Raw genomic sequence first — 18,226 nt, 5'->3', positions numbered from 1 at the left:
AAAAGAATGTTAAATTTTTCAATTTTGTGGTGACAAATTTTAAAAGCTTAGGTGTTACATAGGTGAATATGAAAAAGAAACTTATTTTTATTTTAATGTCAGCCTTTTTGGCGGTGAATGCTTTTGCCGATTACGAGTCCGAAATTCGCGACTTGAAAATGCAAAAGGAAAAGCTGAATTCTGAGATTCAATCGCTGAATGCAAAAATTTCAGCGACGGATTCGATGCTACGTGCCGATGTTTCGCGCCATAAGGTACTTGAACAGCGCTATAAGGCGGATTCGGAACGTCGTCGTGCAGAAATTGATACTTTGAATTCGAAAATACGCAAGGCTGCAGCAAGTCTCCAGCAAGAGCGCAACAAGCAGGCTCGTGCAAAAAATCGCAGTGAAAATGTGTCGGCTAAGCGTCGTGCATTGCGTTTGGAACTTGCAAAAATCAGCAAAAAGTTGGAGTTGCAAATTGCACAGACGCTCCCATGGGAACGCGAAAGCAGGCTGGATCGAGCCAAGTCGCTCACCCGTGAAATCGAAAGCGGAAATGCTTCCGAAGAAGAAGCTTTTTCTCGCCTCAAGTCCTTGCTGAATGAAGAAATCAAGTTCGGTGACGAAGTCTCGATTGTCAATAGCCCGCTTACTCGCAAGGATGGCGAAATCGTGAATGCTACGATTCTTCGCATTGGTAACCAGTGGATGGTTTATGTCGATGAAAACGGTTCTGTTTACGGTCGCTTGGAACGCAAAATCGAAAACGGTAATGTTGTGTACGAATGGAATGAAAACTTGAATCTGGAGGAACGCGCTGCAGTAAAGCTTGCGATTGACGTGAAGCAGGCGAAAAAGCCGCCTCAGATTGTGAACCTGCCGGTAAGCCTTTCTGTTGTGGGAGGTGCAAAATGAGAGATTATAGACGAGAGACGAGAGACGAGAGAAGTGGCGTTATTCTGAGGGAAGCGAAGAATCCAGTGCAAGGCGAGCGTCGCGACAGAAAGTTTTCTTTCTGGCATGACCGAGCCGAAGCTGCGAACGCCGTAGGCGTTCATCCAGTTAAGTTCTTATCGATCATTTTATTGCTTGCCTCCTCAGCCTTTGCATGGCCTTGGTCGAGCGATAAGAAAAGTGCTGAAGACGAAGCCCGCATCAAGGATTCTTTGTTGCAGGTCGAAGTGCGCAATTTGCAGCGCGAAGTCGAAACGCTCACGCGCATTCGTATGCAGAAAGCGGATTCCCTCGAAAAACTCGATGCCAAGCATTGGAGCAACCGTTATGCGGAATCTCAGTTGACGGAAGAACACCAAAACGAAACGCGCGAACTCGATGGCCGCTATTCCAAACTTTCGACGGATTTGGGCCGCATCACCGAAGAAGCAATGTCGAGCAAGAGTATCACCGAAGAAGCCGAAGAAAAATCCAAGAGCGAAGAAATTGCTTTTGATGCGCTGAATACGCAAATTAAACTTTCGATTGAAAAAACGCTTGGCGATGTCGCTGGTGATTATCCGGTCGGAATGAATGCGCGTCTTTTGCGCCTGAAACAGGCAAATATTGAAGCCGACAAGAAAACGCCGAATACAATTGCCGCTGTGCAAGGATTCATGGATGATTTGCTGAAACGTCACGAAGTTACTTTTACGCAAACTTATGGCGCAGAAATTTCGCAAGTGGGCTCTCGCCCGGATGTGAATGTGACCCGCATGCGCTTGGGTACGGTATTCCTCGGCGAAATCGCAAATGACAATGGCGATGTGCAAGCATTGATGCGCTCGGGTGCTTTGCAAGGAAAAATTTTTGAATGGAATGCAAAACTCCCGACTGAAATTTCGCAGAATGTCAAGCAGGCGGTGATGCAGGCGGGTTCTGCTACTGCGGCAAATGGTGTTGTTTCGATTCCTCTGGATGTGTTGCAGAACAAGGCTATCAAGAATTCGATTTCTGATGTCAAGGAATTGACTTGGATTGAAAAATTCAAGGCGTTCTTCAAGAAGGGTGGCATCGTGATGTACCCACTTATGTTTGTTGCAATCATCGCCTTGCTTTTGTTCCTTGAACGTTTTGTGATGCTTTCTTATCGAGGCAGAATCGGTCGCCGATTCTCCAAGCAAATGAATGAACTTGTCGTAGAAAAGAAGTTCGAAGATGCAGCTAATCTTTGCCTTCAAAAAGAAACGAGCCTTTCGAAAGTGCTGTTTGCTGTGCTCAACAAGGCTAAGGATTCGCGCGAAAATGCGGAACGCTCTTTGAACGAGGCGCTTCTCCGTGAACAGCCGAAATTGGAACGCCGCATGGGCTTGTTAGCCGCCATGGGAACAATCGCTCCGTTGCTTGGTTTGTTGGGTACGGTGACGGGTATTATCACGCTCTTTACCGTGATTACCGAAGTCGGAACAAACGATGCTCGCGTGCTTGCAGGCGGTATTTCCGAGGCGCTTGTCACGACTGAAATGGGTCTCGTAATTGCAATCCCTGTGATGATTTTGCATGGCCTCTTGAGTGAAAAAATTGAAAAGATCACTAGCGAACTCTATGTACAAAGTACTTGGCTCTTGAATCAAGTCTTCGGGAAGGAGAGTAAGTAAAATACGTCATTGCGAGCATGGCTGCAACGTCATTGCGAGCCGAAGGCGAAGCAATCTCAACTGAATGAATTATGACTGATTTTCATTACATATTCATAGAATCTTTGCGGAACACTTACGAAGCGGGTGGGGTGGTGATGCTCCCCATTCTCTTGGCGGGTGTCGTTGGGTTCTACTTCCTTTTTGCGAGCTGGTTACGCATCGGTGGCGATTTTTTCAGACAAGATATTGCCAAAGTTGTAAAGCGATTGCAAAAAGATTTGTCCGGGAAAGCTTCTGCGTTTGGAAATGTTTCTGGCAGCGAATCTTCTGAACAGCGCGAAACGATTGCGCTGACGAGACTTCGCAAACGCGGTGGATTCCTTTCACGAGAGCTTTCGTATGCGCTAGAAATTGCGCAAAAGGATTTGCAAAGTTTTCGCGACTACATGCAAGTCCGTATGATGAAAAGCGTGCGCTACATGGAACAAGGGAACCACATTGTTGCAGTGATGGCTTCGGCAGCTCCGCTGTTGGGCTTGCTTGGAACGGTGACGGGAATGGTTTCGACTTTTGAAGTGATTACGCTATACGGTAACCAGAATCCCGTGCTGATGGCGGATGGAATTTCGGAAGCGCTGATTTCGACGCAGAGTGGGCTTTTGATTGCGTTCCCGCTCACGCTTTTGAAGCAACGCTTGGACGAACGCATTGAAATTCTCAAGCAAGAAATGGAACTTGGTGCCACTGTAATCGACAACTATTTTGCAGCTCGTACTAGCAATTTTTGCGTTAATGTGACTTGTGCAGACGAATCTCGCATTACTCGTCATTGCGAGCCGTAGGCGAAGCAATCTAAGAGGTTTATAATGGACTTTAATTTACCGAGAAGAAAACAGAAAGATATGGGCATCGAGATGGGCCCGCTCATGGACATCGTGTTCATCCTCCTCATCTTTTTTGTGGTGACGTCGTCATTCACTCGCGAAACGGGCGTGGATGTGACAAAGCCGCAGGCGCAGTCGGCGAGTCAACTTGAAAAGGAAAACTTGCTCATCGCCATCACTCGCGAAGGAACGATTCACATGAACGAACGCCAGGTGGATTTGGCGAGCTTGCAAGACGTCTTGAAGCAATCGCTCGCGAAAGCGCCCGACCGCGAAGCCGTCGTAATTGCCGACAAAGAAGCTGAAACTGGTGTGCTCGTTCAAGTGATTGACATGTGCAATCTAGCGGGAGTAAAGAAAGTCTCCATCGCCGCCCAAGCGGATTGATATTTAGTAGACAGTAGGAAGTAGACGGTAGGAAGAAAATGCTGCTTAGTTGTCATGATCCGCGTATGTTGTCATCCTGAACGAAGTGAAGGATCCAGATAAGTTTTTATTTGAGTGAAAAATGCAAAAGATTATAAAAAAGTTTTTAAAGCGTTTTACAATCCTTCTCGCAGCGATTCTCGCAAGCGTGATTCTCGTTTTTTCCGTGACGATGGCGAACTTGTTCTTGAACGGCAAAGTCTTTCACGAACGCAAATTCGTCAAGACCGAAGTCTCCGTGAAGAAAATCGAAGAAGTCGAAAAGAAAGTCGAGAAAAAGCACACGGCTCGCAAACCGAACCGTCAAAAGTCGAATTCGCGTTCGCCCAAAGCGGGCCCGCGTTTTGCGATGAACCTTGGCGTTGCTTCGGGAACCGCAGGTGCTACGATTAGCGATGAACTTGTGGCTGATTTTCGTGGCGGTGCAATGTCTACCGGAAAGGGCGATGTCGATAAAAAGCCGGAAAGCCGCTCGATGGCGAATTTCCAGGTGCCGCCGCAGATCCGCGATCGTGAAATTGATGCGATGCTTCGCTTGAGTTTTTGCGTTGACGTTGGTGGCCGCGCTTACGATATCAAAGTGATTGAAGAATCTCCGGTAGGCTCGGGGCTTGCCCAAGCGGGGAAGGATGCTATCGCTCGCATGACGTTTGCTCCCGCCGAAAAAGATGGCAAGGCGGTTGCCTTCTGCGGAATGGAACAACCCTTCGAAGTGAAATTTAGGGATTAGTAGTTAGTAGGAAGTAGGCGGTAGGAAGTAGAATGTGTATTCTAGAAGGTGATGTTTCGTATCATTCCCGCGAAGGCGAAAATCTCCTTTTCAGACTCGCAAGAGGAAATGCTCGTTCTGGGACGGGCATGACAAATAAGGAAAATTTTATGAGCATAAATAAGTTTGTGAATGTTATTTGTAAATTGCGGAAGTTTTCGAATCACTGTCTACTTCCTACTTCCTACTGTCTACTTATTTCCCTTTTCCTAGCGCTTCCGGCGTTCTCTGCTCAGTCTTCCTTTGACTTGATGGAACGCGCAAACGCCCTTTATCGCGATGGAAAATTCAAGCAAGCTATACTCTTGTATCGCAAAGCGGAAGCCCGCGGTGCCGATCCCGTTGCCGTGAGTTTCAACATCGCCAATAGTTATTACCAGATGGACAAATATCCCGAAGCGGCCGCTGCTTACCGCAAAGCCGTAGATTTTTCCGAAGGCAATTTTGCACCCGCACTTTTCAATATGGCTAGCGTCTATTTCCGCCTCAGACAATATCCCGAATGTATTGCCGTTTACCACCGTGCGCTCAAACTTGACCCCGATAACATTTCCGGCTGGCTTTACCTCGGCGAAGCCTACACCAAAACCGGCGATAAAGTCGGCGCCCTCCGCACTATCGAAAATGCTTACCGCCTCGACAAAAATGACATCAGCATCGTTTACCAGCTCTCCGAAGCAAACATTGCAATGAATGACTTCGACCGGGCCGTAGCCGTCATTCGCGAAGGCTATACGCTCCATCCCGAAGAATCCGATTTCTTAGTTTATCTTGGTGATGTTTACCGCCTGAACAAGAATTTCGAAGAAAGCGCCAACGCCTACCGCGAAGCCCTCAGCGTGAAAATTGACGATACTCAAATTATGTATAAACTTGCCGATGTCCTCGCCGAAGACAAAAAGCTCTACATCGCCATGGAAATCTTAAATAACATTTTGCAAATCAAGCCTGATTTCTCTGATGCCGCTATCTTCATGGGAAACCTTGCGTACGATGCAAAGTTCTATGATCGCGCCGAATATGCCTACGAGCTTGCTGCTAAAAACGGGAATGCCGAAGCAGTCTTTGGTTTCAAAAATATGGCGTACGATGCTCACGCACAAAAGCGCTACGACGAAGCCATTCGCTTGCTGAAGCTTGCGTTAAAATATTATCCGAACGATTCAACTCTCCAAGCCGATTTGTCAGAAATGGAATCTGAGAAGTGAATTGCTGCAAATGGGATTATTTCAGCAATTTATTCTCGCCAATGGATTCTAGCACGGTCATCTGCGAAATCGCAATCTGATTCAGTTTTTGCAACCGCTCCGGCTGCGGCAAGCCCTCCTTGATCAGAACGGAATTCAACGATTCCATGTTTGAATGACAAATTAGCTGGTTTACAGTTGCGTAATCGCGGACATTTCCCTGCAAATCGTTATGCGCATCGCGCCATTCCTTGGCGGTAAATCCGAATAAGGCTACATTTAGAACATCAGCTTCGTTTGCGTAAACCATATTCACTTGCTGCTTTGTAAGTGTGGCCGGAATCAAATTCTGCTTGATGGCATCCGTATGGATGTGATAGTTGATTTTAGAAAGTTCACGACGCACGGACCAGCCAAATTTGGCTTGTTCAGCCTCTTTGAGGCGTTGGTATTCGCGAATGAGATAATATTTAAATTTTGGACTTAGCCAAGAGCCAAATTCAAAGGCTATGTCTCTATGAGCGTATGTTCCGCCGTATCGACCGGCACTTGAAATAAGTCCGATTGCATTCGTTCGCTCTATCCATTGTTTAGCGGAAAGGACATAGCCATTGCTTCCTGCATTGAATCTAATGTTACTGAATTCAGTAACATTAAAATTGGGGTTGTTGACTTGCTCCCATATTCCTAAGAATTCAACCGCATACCGTGTGCTAAGCCAATGTGAAATGACCAAACCCGTTGATTCTGCGTTCTTGTGTTTTGCCATGTCGGTCAGGCTGATATAATCGTCCTGATCTTGTTGTATAAATGCAATGCTGTTGTTGTCAATGATGATCTTCTTCATCGTAACCTCTCTGCGGACAAGCGTAAAAACCACAGTGTTTGAATTTTTGAGCACTAGAACATTTGTTCACTAATAAATATAATCCTTCTAGGGATGTTTGTCAAGATTTTTCTGAAAATGTTTGCGTTTTTCCTTTCGTCTACGATGCCCACGCGCAAAAACGCGACGAGGAATCCGTGCGCCTCTTGAATGTCGCTTTAAAATATTTCCCTGACGATGCTTCCCTCATTGCAGACTTGCTCGAAATGCAGTCTGGAAACTGAAATACATTTTGGGGGCGACAAAGTAAAGGCGTAGAGTCCGGCTTCCTTTGTTTTCACTCCGCTCAAAAAGAGCCCCTATAAGACACGAATCGTATTAAACCCAGATGAGGATTAAGCTTTAGTCTTCATTTTCCTAAATACAGCAACAGCACCAAAAATGAACAGAAGTAAATACATGCTATAGATAATAGTAGGAACCAAACTATAGGCAATAAAATAAGTCAAATCACTTGGAAGCACAAAACGAACGCCGATAATATTCCATATTATTTTTTCAACAACTAGATAGTAACTACATCCGTCAACTCGGAATCGACCTCCAGTAAACGGAAATAGCAACATAATCAAAACAGAGCATACAAGCGAAATTTTAGGCGATAATTCAAAAACATTTAACAATACCAAATTAAGAATAATAAGATACAACAATTCAACTTGTCCATACATATAAGGGACATCAAGAAAATGAACAAAAAAATCTTGACTTTCCATCCACATAAAAATCATTGTTGCAACGACAAGATTCATAACATTTATTGTTTTTTTCATTCCTATTTCCTAGTCCTTTTTTGTAATTGTGGCTTATTCATGTTTAGTTTATTTCGCAATAGCTGAACAGCCTCCATTCCCATATTTCGTTTTAACTTCGCTCAAAAAGAGCCCCTATAAGACCTACTTTTGAATATACCTTATTTTATGCGGCTCAGTCAGTTCAGTAATTCAATAGTTGACAAAATAAACGATTTTGTTAACGATTGATTGCAAAATTTGCAAAGTTTCACTTTTTGAAAATTCGCTGTTGTAGATTAGAACCTCCAAACTTAATGGAGGTGTAATTATGAATCAATCTATTCCTGAAAAGCTAAAAGGCAAAACCTACATCGACCCGAGAACCGATACCGGATTTAAGAGCCTGTTCGCCAGCAAGGATGCCATCAAGGACTTCGTTGATGGAATCTTGCACCTGAAAGGCGACGACCAAATCAAGAATCTGAATTACTCGTTTGAACATACCTTAAGATTTATGATTCCCGAAGAGCGGAAAGTCATTTTGGATGCTTTCGCAACTACGGGTTCTAAGCGTTTCCTCAATATTGAAATGCAGAAGGCTGACCATAGTTTCTTTATCGACCGAACCATATTGTACAAAGCGTTTTTGATTATAAAAGGCAAGCATGAAATGGATAAATCAGAAGAATTTAAAACGCTCACAAAAGAAGAAAAGGAATACCGGCGTTATGAAATTCCCGAAACAATTTCCATTTGGATTTGTGATTTTGAATTGCCGTACTGCATGGAAAAATACATTGATGAATGGGCTATTTATAGCAAGGAAGTGTTGGATGGAGGAATCGTCGAGACGTTATTCCCCAAAAATAAGTATATTATTGTAAGTCTGCCGAAGTTTAATAAAACCGCAGACGAGGTAAAAGATCCTGTTGACGCCTGGCTCTATGTGCTCAAACACGCGCATGAGGGCGAACCGCTTCCTGATTTTGGGAATGGAATCGTCAACGACGCCTTGAACCGCATCAAAATCGAAAACTTGGACAAAACCACTCTGAACGAACTGGAGCGAGAAATGATTGCAAAAGAAGAAATAGAATGTCGTTTGGCTGGTGCCAAGATTGAGACTCGATTTGAAATGGTCGATGCGATGCTTGCTAACGATATTCCTATTGAAAAAATCGCTATTATTTCCGGTATTCCTCTGGACGAAATCAAAAAGCGCAGCGCTGATGTTCAGTCCGGAAAGTGACTAGATTTCGCTCTTTTATTTCTCTTTGCTGATTGGGCTTGTGATTTTGGGGACTTTGTGTGCAAGTTGCGCAATCGTGATTCCCGTGAAGTAATCCTTGATGATTTTCGCCAAGTCCTTCCACATTGGGAGTGTCGGGCAAATGTCTGCACGGTCGCAGCCGTTCTTGTCGTTGTCGACACATTCCACCGGGCTCATCGAAGTCTCGATGACGCTCAGCACGTCCCAAACGGTCAGTTCCTTGGCTGGCTTTGCGAGCTTGTAGCCGCCGCCCTTGCCGCGTGCCCCTTCGAGCACCTGGTTCTTGACGAGAGTTCCGAGAATCGCTTCGAGGTATTTTTCAGAAAGTCCCTGACGTTCCGCCAGATTGTGCAGTGGGTGGAATTCGGTTTCTCCGTTTTCTGCCATGTCGATAAGGACTCGGATGGCGTAACGGCCTTTTGTGGATACTCTCATGTTTTACTCCTTTGAGTCCCAAATATATATTTTTTCTATTAAAAACCTACATAATTAGGGGATTTTTTATAGCTCGATGCGTTATTTGCTTGAGTCTGCGCTCTAACCCGTCCCTTATAAATTTTTACTAAAACGCGTTCTAAAATTTTTCTATATTGCCTCGCATTATGGCAAAAATTCTCTTTAAAAAGCAGTTATCTCCCGCGGTATTCCAATTCCGCGTCCACGCCCCGCTGATCGCGCAAGAACGTAAGGCAGGACAATTTATCATCCTCCAGACGAACAAGGACAACGGTGAACGTGTTCCGCTCACTATTGCTGACGCCGATACGAATGAAGGTTCTATCACCCTCATTTTCCAGACGGTTGGTAAGACGACGACTGAACTTTCCAAGTTCGAAGTCGGTGACGATATCCCGGTCTTGGTTGGCCCGCTCGGTTCTCCGACCCATATCGACAACTTTGGTCACGTAGTCTGCGTTTGCGGTGGTGTCGGTATTGCCCCGATGCACCCGATTGTTCAGGCTCTCAAGGCTGCAGGCAACAAGGTAACGATTATCATGGGTGCCCGTAACGAAAGCCTCTTCCTCATGAAGGAAGAAATGACTGCTCTCGCTGACAACATCATTTTCATGACCGACGACGGTTCTTATGGCCGCAAGGGTCTCGTGACTGAACCGCTTAAGGAACTCTGCGAAGACACCAAGGGTAAGCCGGACATGGTCATCGCTATCGGTCCTCCGATCATGATGAAGTTCTGCGCTCTCACCACCAAGCCGTATGCAGTGAAGACTGTCGTTAGCCTCAACAGCATCATGGTCGATGGTACGGGCATGTGCGGTGGTTGCCGCGTCACTATCGGTGGCAAGACGAAGTTCGTCTGCGTCGATGGTCCGGAATTCGACGGCCACGAAGTCGACTGGAACAACATGCTCCAGCGTATGGGCGCTTTCAAGCCCCAGGAACAGGAAGCTTTGCATCGCTTCGGTGCAAATGACGGCCACAAGTGCAATATCGACAAGATGGCAGATGCCAAGGCTAAGGAGAGCAAATAATGTCTGAACATATGACTCGCGAACAGTTGGACGCCGCCGCCAAGGTGGAACTTGAAAAGATTAAGGCTCTTCCGCAGCCCTTGAAGCCGAAGGACAAGACTGCTATCCCGGCTCAGCCGATGCCGCAGCTCGAACCGTCCTACCGCGCACGCGTGATGGAAGAAGTGGCTCAGGGTTATACCGAAGCTCAGGCTATCGTCGAAGCTAACCGCTGCCTTAACTGCAAGAAGCCGTTCTGCGTTGAAAGCTGCCCGGTTCACATCGACATTCCGGCCTTCATTGCCAAGATCGCCGAAGGCGACTTCAAGGCCGCTATCGCAAAGATCAAGGAAACGAGTTTGCTCCCGGCTATCTGCGGCCGCGTTTGCCCGCAGGAACGCCAGTGCCAGATGAACTGCACGATGGGCAAGATGCACAAGGACGTGAACCAGGCTGTCGCTATCGGCCGTCTCGAACGCTTTGCTGCTGACTATGAACGCAACAACGGTGGCGCTTCCGTTCCGGCTGTGAAGCCTGCAACGGGCAAGAAGGTGGCTGTGATCGGTTCCGGTCCTGCCGGCTTGGTCGTCGCTGCTGACGTCCGCCGCGAAGGCCACGACGTGACCATCTTCGAAGCTTTCCACAAGCTCGGTGGCGTGGTCCGCTATGGTATTCCTGAATTCCGTCTTCCGAAGAAGATTGTGGACAAGGAAATCGAATCTCTCGCCGCTATGGGCGTGAAGTTCGAAACGAACTTTGTGATTGGCCGTACCCGCAAGCTCAAGGACCTCATCGAAAAGGATGGCTTTGACGCTGTGTTCGTCGGTACCGGTGCTGGTCTTCCGTTGTTCATGAACATCGAAGGTGAAAACCTCGTCGGTGTGTTCGCTGCTAATGAATACCTCACCCGTGCAAACCTCATGCGCGCTTACGACAAGGAAAATGCCGATACGCCGATGTGGCCGGGCAAGAACGTTGTCGTCCTCGGTGGTGGTAACGTCGCTATGGACGCTGCCCGTATGGCTCTCCGCCTCGGTGCAGAAAAGGTCCGTATCATTTACCGTCGTAGCATGAACGAACTTCCGGCCCGTAAGGAAGAAGTTCTCCACGCTCAGGAAGAAGGTGTCGAATTCTGCGTTCTCCAGAACCCGGCCAAGATCCTCGGCGACGAAGCTGGTCACGTCCGCGGTATGCTCGTCGACAAGTACGAACTCGGCGAACCCGACGAAAAGGGCCGTCCGCGTCCGGTCAAGGTCGAAGGCGCAAGCTTCGAAATCGAATGCGACACCGTGCTCGTTGCTATTGGTAACGGTTCTAACCCGCTTATCAGCAACACCACTCCGGAACTCTCCGTCGATAAGAAGGGTCACATCCTTCTCGAAGATGCAACTGCCAACAAGACCTTTATGGAAAAGGTCTACGCCGGTGGTGACATCGTGCTCGGCGCTGCAACCGTGATCCTCGCTATGGGTGAGGGACGCCGCGCAGCAGCAGGCATCAACGAGTTCTTGAAAAAGTAACCGTCGCGATAGTTTGTCGCTCGCCCCCTCACGTACGCTTTAGTACGCTACGGGGGCTCGGCTCCTGCTCTCGCTAGGTTCCTTTTCCAAGCCCTGAAGAAAAATGTTTCTTCTTCAAATCTTGGATTTGAAAAAAAGATGGTCTTCCGACCATCTTTTTTGTTTTTCGACTTCTGGTCCTGCTCGCTTCTTTTTCCAAGCACGGAATTTTTAAAAAGGATGGCTCCGGCCATCCTTTTTTGCGTAGTATTCTAACCCGTTCCTTTTTGTCAATTCTTCCTTTTTTGTGACATCGCCTTTTTTGAAAATCTTTTGATTATATTCAAAATAAAGGTTATTTAAGGAGATGTTATGGTTTGGTCAAAAATTTTCGGAATCACCTGTGGTGTAGCTTTTTTAGCAGGCTCTGTTTCTGCAGCCACTCTTCCAACGGCAAAAGAAGTTCAAGCCAAGATGGGCATGGGCTTCAATATCGGTAACTCGATGGAAGTGCCGAACAACCCGACTTTGTGGGGCAACCCTTTCCCGACTCAGGCTCTGTTGGATTCTGTGAAGGCGGCTGGCTTCAATACGGTGCGTATTCCTTGCGCTTGGGATAGCCACACGAGCGGTGGTAAGGTCACCGAAACCTGGCTCGATTCCGTGAAGACGGTTGTCGATTACGCGATGCGCGCAGGCCTCTACACGATTTTGAACATCCACCACGAAGGTGAAGGTGGCTGGTTCCAGAGCAACATCGGCACGAGCGTCGATAACACCATCGACAACAAGATGAAGACTTACTGGACGCAAATTGCGAACAAGTTTAAGAACTACAACGAACGTTTGCTTTTTGCCGGCGCAAACGAACCTGGCCCGAATGTGAACACGTGGACCTCGCAGCATGTGTCTACGCTTATGCACTACTACCAGACGTTCGTTGATGCGGTTCGCGCTACGGGTGGCAACAATGCTACTCGCACCTTGATTATCCAGGGGCTCAATACCGACATCGACAAGTCGGTCAAAAGCGCTCCGGTAAGCACCTTCCCGAAAGACAAGGTCGAAGGCCGCTTGATGTTCGAAGTTCACTACTACGATCCGTACCAGTACACGCTTATGACGAGCCAACAGGACTGGGGCGCGAGCGAACCTATTCAGCCGCAGTACTACTATGGCGACTACACCAAGGCTAGCGAACCTAAGCATAACGCCGGTTACAACGCTTGGGGTGGTGCGGTCGATTCCAAGCTCGGGAGCATTGTGCATCCGCAGGAACAGTTTGCCAAGATGAAGACGAATTATGTGGATAAGGGCTATCCGGTCATTGTTGGCGAATTCGGTGCAAACGTCCGTACTCCGGAATTGAGCGGTTCCGACCTGAATCTCCACAAGCAGGGCCGTGTACAATGGCACAAGGATGTTGTTTCTGCCGCCAAGCAGTATGGCCTCACCCCGATTCTTTGGGATATGGGCAACGAAAGCAATTCCGGCTATGACAACATGGCTTACATCCGTCGTCAATCTTCGCCGGTGGGCAAGGTTCTTGAAACTGACGTTATCAACGCTATGCGCGGTGTGTATGGTCTCGGCAATTACGTGAACAACGGCGTGACCCACGTCGAAGACTTTATCAATGGCGGCAACGACGCTCCCGCCTCCAGTTCTAGCGAAATTGCGCAGTCTAGCAGTTCGGCTACAATTGCTTTGCCGATCGTCCTTGCTGCAACTCAGGTGAATCTCCGTCGTGCAGGCAATATGCTTTACGGCTCCGGCAACATTATGCTGTTCGATATGAACGGAAATCTTGTTCGCAGTGTCGGAATGGCAACTTCGTCCAAGACCGAAATGCATTTGAACGGTCTTCGCCAAGGCAACTACATCGCAAAGTGCCAGGGCAAGGTGCTGCAAGTGCAAATCCGCTAGTTTGCGGCAGTCTCGTCTTGCGTTTGCAATGGATTCGTCATTCTCTGTTTGATTGGGAATCTCTCAGTTTCGTTTTAAAAAACAGTCTCCGTCACTCTGCTGGCGGGGCTGTTTCTCTATTATACAAGGTGTATTATATAGCTCTAAAAACGCTCGAATTTTTATAAAAATCCCCCTTTTATAGCTTAAAAATATACTTACGCGTATAATACAGATGTTGCATTTCCATTTGTAAAAATTTATTTTATGTATTATGAAGTCAATTTTTGAGTACCGCGATTACCACCTCTATTTGCAGGAATACTACGACGAACGCAAACGTCTTGGGTCGTTCTCGTGGCGCGAGTTTTGCCGAAATGCCGGATTTTCTTCGCCGAATTTCTTGAAGCTCGTTTGCATGGGGCAGAGCAAGCTCAGCAAAATTAAGGCTTGCCAAGTGGCTAAATCCATGGGACTCGTTGATTACGAAGAACAGTACTTCTATCAGCTCGTCGCTTATGGGAATGCCGAGAATAATGAATCTCAGCGTGCGGCGCTTCTTGAAATGCAGCGTATTGCATTGGAGCACGAAGTTCGCGTTGTCGATAAAGAGGCGTTCCAGTATTACGAATCTTGGAAATATCCGGTTATTCGAGAACTTGCTCCGCTCATGCCGGGGGCTTCCCCTCGCGACATTGCCGAAGAATGCAAGGAATACGTTTCTGCAGAAGAAGTGCGCGATGTGCTCAGTTTTCTCGTGAAGGCTGGCTTCTTGAAAAAAGAAGACGAAAAAGTCTACTCGCAGACCGCGCAAACTGTTATCGGTTCCAAGGAAGCACTCCCTATTGCGATCCGGGCTATGCACAAAGAGATGGCGATTATGGCTGCCCGAGCCGTGGACCGCTATTCTGTAAGCGAGCGCTTCTTTAACGGCATTACGCTTGGCGTAAATCAGGACGCTTATAAGAGAATTGTCGAAGAAATTAAGGCTTGTTGCAAAAAAGTAGTTGCAATTGCGAACGATTGTGGTAATTTTGATCAAGTGTGTAGAATTAATTTTCAATTTTTTCCCGTCACCAATAAAATAGTTGGGAAGAAACATGCTTAAAAAGAGTTTTTATTTAATTGGATTCGTATCGTGGCTTGCATTGGTTGCATGCTCTAGTGGAACTGTTGACCCAAACGCAAATCCGTTTGCAGGGGGGGGGGATAGTAGTTCTTTGGAAAGCAGCAGTTCTTCAGGTGATATTTGGGTTGGTCCGCCAGAGATTAGTGTAGATCCGGAAAGCAGTTCGTCGGCTGGCGAGGAAGGATTGTCAAAATCTGTTAAAATAGCATTCGATACGAAGGTTACTGAAGTTGTAGCTATTGAAATTAAGAGTGGCGCAGCTTCTAAATCAGATGGTCGAATTTATGTTTATGGTAACGAAAAAGGAGCGGCTGCTTCTTGTGCAAGCGATGCAAAAACGTATTCTACAAAGTTCAAGCTTGGACCGGGCAATCGTGTAGAACGGAGTATTGTGTTGAATAATTTCGGTGCTGAATGTGAAACTGTCTTTGAAAATTTCAAAAGTTTGTGTTTGATTAAAACCGCAGAGGACCTGTTTGTTGGATCATGCGATGATAAAGGAAATCTAGATGCTTATTGCGCATACACGGAAGGAAACGCCGCTTTTGATTCTGTCTTAGACGAATTTACCTTGGAATCGAAATCTGATTGCAGTGAGAGTGTTTCTATAAATTCCTTTGGTTTGTAAAACCCTTTTGTAGAATTGTCAAAACTATTTAAAGAGGCGCCTTAAGGGGCGCCTTTTTTTCTGTTTATTTTCTGGGTAAGGGTTAATAATCAAAAAAGGTGGAAACAATGAATTTCGGATGGTTTGGTAAACGTTTACGCACGACACTAGCGCTGATGGGAGTCGCTTGCAGTCTCGGATTTTCGCAGGATGTGCTCTACCCTGACATGTTCGCATTGTCGGATGTGCAACTTTTGGATGGCGTCTTGAAGGAACGTCAGGATTTGAACGTCGAAACGCTCCTTAGCTACGATGTGGACCGTTTGCTTGCTCCGTTCTACGAAGAAGCGGGAATGAGGCCCAAGGCTTCTAAGTTCCCGAACTGGGCAGGGCTTGACGGCCACGTGCTTGGGCATTACTTGAGTGCTTTGGCCATGCATTATGCCGATAACGATGACGTCCAAGTCAAGGAACGCCTCGAATACATCTTGAAAGAACTCAAGACAATCCAGGACCAGAATTCCAAGGACAACAATTTCAAGGGCTATATCAGTGGCGTTCCCAACGGCAAAAAGATGTGGCTCAGCATGAAGAGCGGCAATGCGGGCGCCCAGAACGGCTATTGGGTGCCGTGGTACAATATCCACAAGCTCTATGCGGGCCTCCGCGATGCTTACGTTTATGCGGGCTACGAGCAAGCAAAGACGATGTTCTTGGCGCTTTGCGACTGGGGCATTACGATTACGGACGGTCTCAACGATTCCAAAATGCAGCAGATGCTCGGCACGGAACATGGCGGTATGCCTGAAGTCTATGCGGACGCTTACTACCTCACGAAAAACGAGAAGTACCTGAACGCGGCAAAGAAGTGGTCGCACAAGTGGCTTTTGGACCCGATGTCGCAAGGGAACGACAACTTGACGAACGTGCATGCCAATACGCAGGTGCCTAAAGTTGTTGGTTTCGCACGCATCGCTGAACTTTCCGGCGATCAGAATTTCAAGAAGGGCTCCGATTTCTTCTGGCAGACAGTTGTGAATAAACGCAGTATCGCCATTGGCGGCAACAGCATTTCGGAACATTTCCCGGCGCTCAACAACCATAAAAAGTTCGTGGAAGAACGTGAAGGTCCTGAATCCTGCAATACGTACAACATGCTCAAGCTGACGGAGCGCCTTTTCAACATCAAGCATGATGCGCATTACACTGATTTCTATGAACGTGCGCTTTTCAACCATATCCTTTCGACAATCCACCCGACGCATGGCGGCTACGTTTACTTCACCCCGGCTCGTCCGCGCCATTACCGCGTGTATTCCAAGGTCAATGCGGGCATGTGGTGCTGCGTGGGTTCCGGCATGGAAAACCCGGCAAAGTACAACCAGTTTATTTATACGAAAGACAAGGATGCTCTCTACGTAAACCTCTTTGCGGCTTCCGTCTTGAACTGGAAAGACAAAAGCGTAAAAATCAAGCAAGAGACCGCCTTCCCGAAGGGTGAATCTTCCAAGTTTACGATTACGGGTAGCGGTGAATTTGACATGCAAATTCGCCATCCGTACTGGGTCAAGGAAGGTGAATTCAAGGTCATTGTCAATGGCGATACCGTTGTGAAAAAATCTACGCCGTCGAGCTATGTTTCAGCAGGGAAGGCCTGGAAGTCTGGTGATGTCGTCGAAGTGCTTTACCCGATGTACACGCATGTCGAGGATTTGCCGGGCGTGACCGATTACGTAGCGCTTTTGCATGGCCCGATTGTGCTTTCTGCAAAGACGGGTACTGCGAACTTGAACGGTCTTGTTGCTGATGATGGCCGCTGGAGCCATATCGCATCCGGAGCGTTGGAATCGTTGGATCAGGCGCCGATGCTTGCAAGCAAAAAAGAAGATATCCCGTCGAAGGTGGAACCCGTGAAGGGCGAGCCGATGCACTTCAAGGCGCCTTACCTCTTCGCAAAGCAAAAAGACGCAAACCTGCTTTTGCAGCCCTTCTACGAAGTTCACGATGCTCGTTACATGATGTACTGGATGGTGCTGACAGATCCCTCGATTCTTGACCGCTTGGAAAAAGAACAAAAAGAGGCCTTGGCGCTTGATGAAAAGACCGTTGACAAAGTCGCTCCCGGCGAGCAACAGCCAGAAGTTGATCACAAGATGAAAATCGAAAATTCCACTTCGGGCACGCACCAAGGCGAATTCTACCGCGACGCTGGCAAGTGCTCGGGCGGCGATGGCGGCCTCATCAGCTACGAATTCGAGACGAACAGCGAAGATTCCTTAAGCCTCATGGTGCGCTACTGGGGCAACGAAGGCTGCACTCGTGAATTCGACATCTCCATTGACGGAGAAAAGCTCGTGACCGAGAATATTTCGGGCAAGTGGAAAAAGGATGAATTTGTGAACGTGACGTACCCGATTCCGGACAAAATGGTGAAGAATAAAAAAATCGTGCGCATCTCGTTCTCGGCAAGCTCTGGAATGGTGGGCGGTATCTTTGGCGTGCGCCTCCTTCGCAACAAGCCAAAGCCGGTCGTTGTTGACCCGCCGACGGACATTGCGCCGGTCGCCAAAGTGAACCTGGGATTCCGCGTGCGAGCCACTTCGCAGACTCTCCAAATTGCATCGGACCTTCCGCTTGCAAAAACGACAAGCGTGAAAATCTATTCGATGGACGGGCGCCTAAAACTCTCGCAGATGCTTACCGCCGGCGCAAACAACTTCACGGTTGATATTGCGGGCCTCAAGAACGGTAACTACATTGTTCGTTTTTTCCAAGACGGTCTCGTGCGTGGCTACACGCTATTCAATAAAAACGGCTTGTAAATTAAACACTCCTCAACACCCCAAAAAGTCCTCACAATTGTGAGGACTTCTTTTGCTAAGTCATCCACGCGTGTCCCGTCAT

Annotated in this window: 17 protein-coding genes; 14 read left to right on the top strand and 3 right to left on the bottom strand. The window is 47.4% G+C overall.

What is annotated here, in order from left to right; all coding sequences use genetic code 11:
* Nucleotides 1-68 precede the first annotated feature (68 nt).
* The 6 genes from HUF13_RS01945 to HUF13_RS01920 all read left to right on the top strand — a co-directional run bounded on the left by HUF13_RS01945 (nt 69) and on the right by HUF13_RS01920 (nt 5,844).
* Nucleotides 69-899 (top strand): DUF3450 family protein, encoded by an 831-nt coding sequence (locus HUF13_RS01945; protein WP_173473569.1) that lies wholly within the window; start codon nt 69-71, stop codon nt 897-899.
* Complete coding sequence (locus tag HUF13_RS01940) at nt 896-2,575, top strand: MotA/TolQ/ExbB proton channel family protein (protein WP_173473568.1); 1,680 nt, start codon at nt 896-898, stop codon at nt 2,573-2,575. The genes HUF13_RS01945 and HUF13_RS01940 overlap by 4 nt, the downstream gene beginning before the upstream one ends.
* A gap of 71 nt (nt 2,576-2,646) precedes the next feature.
* Nucleotides 2,647-3,399 carry a MotA/TolQ/ExbB proton channel family protein gene (locus tag HUF13_RS01935; protein ID WP_173473567.1) on the top strand — a complete coding sequence of 251 codons (753 nt, stop codon included), beginning with the start codon at nt 2,647-2,649 and terminating at the stop codon, nt 3,397-3,399.
* A gap of 24 nt (nt 3,400-3,423) precedes the next feature.
* On the top strand, nt 3,424-3,828 hold the full coding sequence (locus HUF13_RS01930; protein WP_173473566.1) for a biopolymer transporter ExbD: 405 nt from the start codon (nt 3,424-3,426) through the stop codon (nt 3,826-3,828).
* 121 nt (nt 3,829-3,949) lie between these two features.
* The gene (locus HUF13_RS01925; protein WP_173473565.1) at nt 3,950-4,597 is read left to right on the top strand and encodes an energy transducer TonB; all 648 of its coding nucleotides are present in this window, start codon (nt 3,950-3,952) and stop codon (nt 4,595-4,597) included.
* A gap of 290 nt (nt 4,598-4,887) precedes the next feature.
* Nucleotides 4,888-5,844 (top strand): tetratricopeptide repeat protein, encoded by a 957-nt coding sequence (locus HUF13_RS01920; protein WP_369697070.1) that lies wholly within the window; start codon nt 4,888-4,890, stop codon nt 5,842-5,844.
* Nucleotides 5,845-5,860: 16 nt separating this feature from the next.
* Here the strand turns inward: HUF13_RS01920 and HUF13_RS01915 are convergent, their stop codons facing one another.
* A complete protein-coding gene (locus HUF13_RS01915) occupies nt 5,861-6,670 on the bottom strand; it encodes a KilA-N domain-containing protein (protein WP_173473564.1) in 810 nt (269 codons plus the stop codon).
* Nucleotides 6,671-6,732: 62 nt separating this feature from the next.
* Here HUF13_RS01915 and HUF13_RS01910 point away from each other — a divergent pair, with 62 nt between their 5' ends.
* Nucleotides 6,733-6,933 (top strand): hypothetical protein, encoded by a 201-nt coding sequence (locus HUF13_RS01910; RefSeq protein WP_173473526.1) that lies wholly within the window; start codon nt 6,733-6,735, stop codon nt 6,931-6,933.
* Nucleotides 6,934-7,044: 111 nt separating this feature from the next.
* Here HUF13_RS01910 and HUF13_RS01905 read toward each other — a convergent pair whose 3' ends face one another.
* Nucleotides 7,045-7,482 (bottom strand): hypothetical protein, encoded by a 438-nt coding sequence (locus HUF13_RS01905; protein ID WP_173473563.1) that lies wholly within the window; start codon nt 7,480-7,482, stop codon nt 7,045-7,047.
* 289 nt (nt 7,483-7,771) lie between these two features.
* On the opposite strand from HUF13_RS01905, the gene HUF13_RS01900 reads away from it, so the two are divergent.
* A complete protein-coding gene (locus HUF13_RS01900; protein WP_173473562.1) occupies nt 7,772-8,692 on the top strand; it encodes a PD-(D/E)XK nuclease family transposase in 921 nt (306 codons plus the stop codon).
* 15 nt (nt 8,693-8,707) lie between these two features.
* Here HUF13_RS01900 and HUF13_RS01895 read toward each other — a convergent pair whose 3' ends face one another.
* Nucleotides 8,708-9,148: an Rrf2 family transcriptional regulator gene (locus HUF13_RS01895; RefSeq protein WP_173473561.1), complete on the bottom strand. Its 441-nt coding sequence runs from the start codon at nt 9,146-9,148 to the stop codon at nt 8,708-8,710.
* A gap of 167 nt (nt 9,149-9,315) precedes the next feature.
* Here HUF13_RS01895 and HUF13_RS01890 point away from each other — a divergent pair, with 167 nt between their 5' ends.
* From HUF13_RS01890 to HUF13_RS01865, 6 genes are all read left to right on the top strand, one after another.
* Entirely contained in the window at nt 9,316-10,203 is an 888-nt protein-coding gene (locus HUF13_RS01890; RefSeq protein WP_173473560.1) for a sulfide/dihydroorotate dehydrogenase-like FAD/NAD-binding protein, read from the top strand.
* Nucleotides 10,203-11,702, top strand: coding sequence for an NADPH-dependent glutamate synthase (gene gltA, locus HUF13_RS01885; RefSeq protein ID WP_173473559.1), 1,500 nt, complete (start codon nt 10,203-10,205; stop codon nt 11,700-11,702). Before HUF13_RS01890 ends, gltA begins: the two co-directional genes overlap by 1 nt.
* 351 nt (nt 11,703-12,053) lie before the next feature.
* Entirely contained in the window at nt 12,054-13,607 is a 1,554-nt protein-coding gene (locus HUF13_RS01880) for a glycoside hydrolase family 5 protein (protein ID WP_173473558.1), read from the top strand.
* A gap of 253 nt (nt 13,608-13,860) precedes the next feature.
* Nucleotides 13,861-14,694, top strand: coding sequence for a TIGR02147 family protein (locus HUF13_RS01875; RefSeq protein WP_173473557.1), 834 nt, complete (start codon nt 13,861-13,863; stop codon nt 14,692-14,694).
* Nucleotides 14,687-15,343 (top strand): hypothetical protein, encoded by a 657-nt coding sequence (locus tag HUF13_RS01870; RefSeq protein ID WP_173473556.1) that lies wholly within the window; start codon nt 14,687-14,689, stop codon nt 15,341-15,343. The genes HUF13_RS01875 and HUF13_RS01870 overlap by 8 nt, the downstream gene beginning before the upstream one ends.
* Nucleotides 15,344-15,450: 107 nt before the next feature.
* Complete coding sequence (locus HUF13_RS01865; protein WP_173473555.1) at nt 15,451-18,144, top strand: beta-L-arabinofuranosidase domain-containing protein; 2,694 nt, start codon at nt 15,451-15,453, stop codon at nt 18,142-18,144.
* Nucleotides 18,145-18,226: the final 82 nt, after the last annotated feature.

It is taken from the genome of Fibrobacter succinogenes (assembly GCF_902779965.1).
GTDB classification, from domain to species: domain Bacteria; phylum Fibrobacterota; class Fibrobacteria; order Fibrobacterales; family Fibrobacteraceae; genus Fibrobacter; species Fibrobacter succinogenes_F.
This window is presented reverse-complemented; position numbering and strand designations above follow the sequence as displayed.

Excerpts from the sequence above, each read along its gene's own strand:
- HUF13_RS01880 (WP_173473558.1), top strand. The coding sequence starts at position 12,054 with ATGGTTTGGTCAAAAATTTTCGGAATCACCTGTGGTGTAGCTTTTTTA.
- HUF13_RS01930 (WP_173473566.1), top strand. The coding sequence starts at position 3,424 with ATGGACTTTAATTTACCGAGAAGAAAACAGAAAGATATGGGCATCGAG.
- HUF13_RS01945 (WP_173473569.1), top strand. The coding sequence starts at position 69 with ATGAAAAAGAAACTTATTTTTATTTTAATGTCAGCCTTTTTGGCGGTG.
- HUF13_RS01890 (WP_173473560.1), top strand. The coding sequence starts at position 9,316 with ATGGCAAAAATTCTCTTTAAAAAGCAGTTATCTCCCGCGGTATTCCAA.
- HUF13_RS01870 (WP_173473556.1), top strand. The coding sequence starts at position 14,687 with ATGCTTAAAAAGAGTTTTTATTTAATTGGATTCGTATCGTGGCTTGCA.
- HUF13_RS01920 (WP_369697070.1), top strand. The coding sequence starts at position 4,888 with ATGGAACGCGCAAACGCCCTTTATCGCGATGGAAAATTCAAGCAAGCT.
- HUF13_RS01915 (WP_173473564.1), bottom strand. The coding sequence starts at position 6,670 with ATGAAGAAGATCATCATTGACAACAACAGCATTGCATTTATACAACAA.
- HUF13_RS01925 (WP_173473565.1), top strand. The coding sequence starts at position 3,950 with ATGCAAAAGATTATAAAAAAGTTTTTAAAGCGTTTTACAATCCTTCTC.
- HUF13_RS01935 (WP_173473567.1), top strand. The coding sequence starts at position 2,647 with ATGACTGATTTTCATTACATATTCATAGAATCTTTGCGGAACACTTAC.
- HUF13_RS01875 (WP_173473557.1), top strand. The coding sequence starts at position 13,861 with ATGAAGTCAATTTTTGAGTACCGCGATTACCACCTCTATTTGCAGGAA.
- HUF13_RS01865 (WP_173473555.1), top strand. The coding sequence starts at position 15,451 with ATGAATTTCGGATGGTTTGGTAAACGTTTACGCACGACACTAGCGCTG.
- HUF13_RS01895 (WP_173473561.1), bottom strand. The coding sequence starts at position 9,148 with ATGAGAGTATCCACAAAAGGCCGTTACGCCATCCGAGTCCTTATCGAC.
- HUF13_RS01940 (WP_173473568.1), top strand. The coding sequence starts at position 896 with ATGAGAGATTATAGACGAGAGACGAGAGACGAGAGAAGTGGCGTTATT.
- gltA (WP_173473559.1), top strand. The coding sequence starts at position 10,203 with ATGTCTGAACATATGACTCGCGAACAGTTGGACGCCGCCGCCAAGGTG.
- HUF13_RS01905 (WP_173473563.1), bottom strand. The coding sequence starts at position 7,482 with ATGAAAAAAACAATAAATGTTATGAATCTTGTCGTTGCAACAATGATT.
- HUF13_RS01900 (WP_173473562.1), top strand. The coding sequence starts at position 7,772 with ATGAATCAATCTATTCCTGAAAAGCTAAAAGGCAAAACCTACATCGAC.